Source organism: Pseudoalteromonas sp. ESRF-bin5 (assembly GCF_002632075.1).
Classification (GTDB): domain Bacteria; phylum Pseudomonadota; class Gammaproteobacteria; order Enterobacterales; family Alteromonadaceae; genus Pseudoalteromonas; species Pseudoalteromonas marina.
Window position 1 is genome coordinate 1 of record NZ_NTLW01000233.1, and the last position, 4,488, is coordinate 4,488.

2 protein-coding genes are annotated in these 4,488 nt (G+C 41.3%); both read left to right on the forward strand.

The annotated features are described in order from the left end of the window. Window positions 1-1,131: efflux RND transporter periplasmic adaptor subunit (locus tag BCG07_RS14370; protein WP_286890700.1), on the forward strand; the 1,131-nt coding region annotated here is incomplete at its 5' end. A gap of 14 nt (window positions 1,132-1,145) precedes the next feature. After that, complete coding sequence (locus BCG07_RS14375; protein WP_008467841.1) at window positions 1,146-4,310, forward strand: efflux RND transporter permease subunit; 3,165 nt, start codon at window positions 1,146-1,148, stop codon at window positions 4,308-4,310. The last annotated feature ends 178 nt before the right edge of the window (window positions 4,311-4,488 follow it).

Here is a 4,488-nt window from a genome sequence, read left to right on the forward strand (position 1 = left end):
ACACGAAAGGTTCAGCAAACAATTACCTTTTATTCACCACAAGCAGGTGTTGTCGATGGTTTGAAGGTTAGAGAAGGTTTTTATGTAAAGCCGGGAAACACCTTATTAAGCATTGGCCAGCTAGATCAAGTTTGGGTTGAAGCAGAAGTGTTTGAACGTGACGCAGCCTTAATTAAAAAAGGACTTCCTGTATCAATGACACTGGATTATTTACCCGGTGAGGACTGGGCTGGTGTCGTTGATTATGTTTATCCAACATTGAACAGTAAAACACGCACACTCCGAGTGAGATTGAAATTTGATAACACAGACTATCAATTAAAACCAAATATGTTTGCACAAGTCTCTATTCACGCTAATCAAGCTGATAGCACCATCCTCGTGCCTAAAGAAGCCGTTATTAGAACAGGTAAACAGGACAGAGTAGTACTTGCGTTAGGTGATGGGCAATTTAAATCTATTGAAGTGACTATTGGCCGGGTTGATATCGACAGCATCGAAATATTAGACGGCTTAAATGAAGATGACGTTGTGGTGACATCTGCCCAATTCTTGATTGATTCTGAATCAAGTAAAAGCTCTGACTTTAAACGAATGACTCATGATGAAGTGCCTAACTCTGTTTGGATGCAAGGGGATGTTAATAGTGTTATGGCAGGGCACCGCATGGTTAATATTTCACATGGCCCTGCTGAAGCTTGGGATTGGCCTGAAATGGTTATGGATTTTACTGTGGCTGAAAAAGTCGATATTGACTCATTAAAGTCAGGTCAATCTTTGCACTTTGAAGTGAGCAAAACCGAAGACGGTGGATATGAAATTACTGGAATTCATATCATGAGTGAGCCTGAAGTATCATCAGCAACAGTATCTGGTTTGATTAATGCGATTGATATTGATACACGGATTCTAAATATTAGCAGAGGCCCAATAGAGAAATGGGATAGACCTGCTGCGACGATGGATTTTATCGTCGCGGACAATATAGAAATGGTTGATTTCAATGTCGGTGATAATGTCACTTTCACTTTTGAGGTTAGAGATGACTTAGTTATCACTGACATTTCTCTTGAATCAGATGAACAACACGGCAAGGAAAATAAAGCTGCTGTTGATCATTCTAATCATTAAGTGGGAGAAAAATAATGATTGAATCAATTATTAGATGGTCTATCGGCAATCGTTTCTTTGTTTTGTTGATTACCTTAATTATCGCGTTTGGTGGTTTGTATTCATTACAAAAAACACCAGTAGATGCACTCCCCGATCTTTCTGATGTGCAGGTGATAATTAAGACGAGCTATCCGGGACAGGCACCACAAGTAGTGCAGGATCAAGTGACATTTCCTCTTACTACAGCGATGTTATCAGTGCCGGGGGCGCAAACTGTTCGTGGTTACTCATTTTTTGGTGATTCCTACGTCTACATTATTTTTGATGACGATACTGATTTGTATTGGGCTAGAAGCAGAGTACTTGAATACTTAAGCCAAGTAGCATCAAGCCTGCCTGATTCGGCAAAACCTCAATTAGGACCTGATGCAACAGGTGTGGGTTGGGTATACATTTACGCTTTAACAGATAAGTCTGGAAACCATGATCTAAGCCAATTAAGAAGCATTCAAGACTGGTTCTTAAAGTATGAACTACAAACTGTTCCGGGCGTGTCCGAAGTTGCCGCCGTTGGTGGTATGGTTAAGCAGTATCAAGTGCAAGTAGATCCTGATAAATTGAGAGCTTACGATATTCCTCTAAGTTTAATACAAATAGCCTTACAAAAAGGGAACAAAGAAACTGGCGCATCCGTTGTGGAAATGGCTGAAGCTGAATATATGGTTACCGCAACGGGGTATATTCAATCAGTTAGTGATATAGAGAAAATCCCACTTGGTATTAACGAACAAGGCACGCCATTGCGTATTGGTGATGTTGCTACCGTTAATTTAGGGCCTCAAATGCGCCGTGGTATCGCAGAGCTTAATGGTGAAGGCGAAGTTGTTGGTGGTGTTGTCGTTATGCGCTTTGGTGAAAACGCTCAACAAACCATAAACGGGGTAAAAGAAAAACTTGAATCGCTTAAATCTTCTCTACCAGAGGGGGTGGAGATTGTCCCTGTTTATGACAGATCGAAGTTAATAGATCGTGCTGTTGATAATCTTTGGAGCAAGTTGCTAGAGGAGCTTGCAGTCGTTGCTATTGTCTGTGTGGCTTTCCTATTTCATCTTCGCTCATCTATTGTGGCAGTTGTTACTCTGCCATTAGGTATCTTGGTGTCGTTCATTATCATGTATATGCAAGGCATCAATGCCAACATTATGTCTTTAGGCGGTATCGCTATTGCGATTGGTGCGATGACTGATGGTGCAATAGTGATGATTGAAAATATGCACAAGCATATGGAGAAAACACCACTAACAGATGAAAATCGCTGGCAAATTGTTGCTAAGGCTGCGAGTGAAGTAGGCCCTGCACTATTTTTTAGCTTACTGATCATTACAGTCTCATTCTTACCTGTATTTATCTTGGAAGCGCAAGAAGGAAGAATGTTCTCTCCGCTCGCCTATACAAAAACCTATGCAATGGCGGCATCAGCAGGTTTGGCGATCACATTGGTGCCTGTTTTGATGGGCTACTTTATTCGAGGCAAAGTTGTTTCTGAAAAGAAAAACCCGTTAAACCGATTATTGATTGCTATCTACATGCCTGTTTTAAAGCAAGTCATGAAGTTTCCAAAATCGACAATAGTAGCAGCAATATTAGTGACTATCGTTGGCTTTTGGCCTGTCGATAAAATTGGTAGTGAATTCATTCCGCCATTGGATGAAGGCGATCTCATGTATATGCCTACTACCTATCCCGGTATTTCAATTGGTAAAGCAAGGGAGTTATTGCAGCAAACAGACAAGCTTATTCGCACTGTGCCAGAAGTTGAAACTGTATTTGGTAAAGTAGGAAGAGCTGAAACTGCAACCGATCCTGCACCTTTAACCATGATTGAAACCTTTATTCAATTGAAGCCACAAGAGCAGTGGCGAGAGGGTGTGACTACTGAATCGTTAAAAGCTGAGTTTGATAAATTGGTTAAGTTTCCGGGCTTAACGAATGCTTGGGTTATGCCAATCAAGACCCGAATCGACATGTTAGCAACAGGCATAAAAACGCCTGTGGGTATTAAAGTCGCCGGACCAGAGCTTGATGTGATTCAGGAAATCGGCCAACAAATAGAGCAAATTTTACCCGAAGTTACAGGCACAGCATCAGTTTACTCAGAGCGAGTTGCAGGTGGACGATATATCAAGGTTGATATTTCACGCGATAAGGCAAGTCGCTTTGGGTTAAACATCGAAGATGTTCAACAAGTGGTTTCTACAGCTATTGGTGGTATGAACGTTACCCAAACGGTAGAAGGTCAAGAGCGTTACCCTGTTAACTTACGCTATCCGCAAGACTATCGAGACTCTCCTGAGCAGCTATCACGATTACCTGTTGTAACACCAAGTGGTCAACGCATTGCACTAGGTGATGTCGCAGATATTCGAGTTGAGAACGGTCCGCCGGGGATTAAGAGTGAAAATGCTCGTTTAAATGGCTGGACGTTTATCGATATAGACGGTGTTGACGTAGGTACTTATGTTGAAAGTGCAAAAATACACTTGGCTAATAATCTAAAACTACCAGCAGGTTATTCAATTACTTGGGCTGGGCAATACGAATATATGGAAAGAGCGAAAGAAAAGCTCACCTATGTATTGCCTTTAACACTCGCCATTATTGTTATTCTACTTTACTTAAACTTCAGAGCGTTTAGTGAGGTGGCTATCATTATCGTTACCTTGCCGATGGCGATGATTGGTGGCTTATGGTTGATGTATCTGGAAGGGTTTAACTTCTCTGTGGCTGTTGGCGTGGGCTTTATTGCTCTAGCTGGGGTAGCGGTTGAGATTGGTGTGATAATGTTGGTCTATCTCAATCAGGCACTTGCTGAGCTTAAGGAAAAAGCTGAAGAGCGAGCTGAACCTATCTCTGATGATGCATATCAAGATGCATTATTGCACGGTGCAGGCTTACGAGTTCGTCCAGTAATGATGACAGTTGCAACAATCATTATCGGCTTGATGCCCATTTTATATGGTACAGGAACAGGTTCGGAGATTATGAGTCGTATTGCTGCACCTATGGTAGGCGGAATGACAAGTGCTGTGCTACTCACTCTTATTGTGCTCCCAGTAATTTACTCAATCGTTAAAAAGCCAGAATTAAACGCCTTTAACAAGGAGCTTTCTAAGGCGGAGCTAAAAAGTAATGCTTAGCGAAGTTAAGAAACCATAAATAGCAATTTCAATAAACTAAAATAGAGGTAAATATGAAAAAACTAATTAAATTTTTAACCGTAATCAGTGTCGTTTTTAGTAGTGCGGTATTTGCGCATGTGCATCTTGAAAAAAGTGTGCCTGCTGATAATGCAATGCTAATGAATCCTCCAGAAGA

What these genes read in the sequence shown, in the direction of transcription:
- BCG07_RS14375 (WP_008467841.1), top strand. Translation starts at nt 1,146, where the DNA reads ATGATTGAATCAATTATTAGATGGTCTATCGGCAATCGTTTCTTTGTT.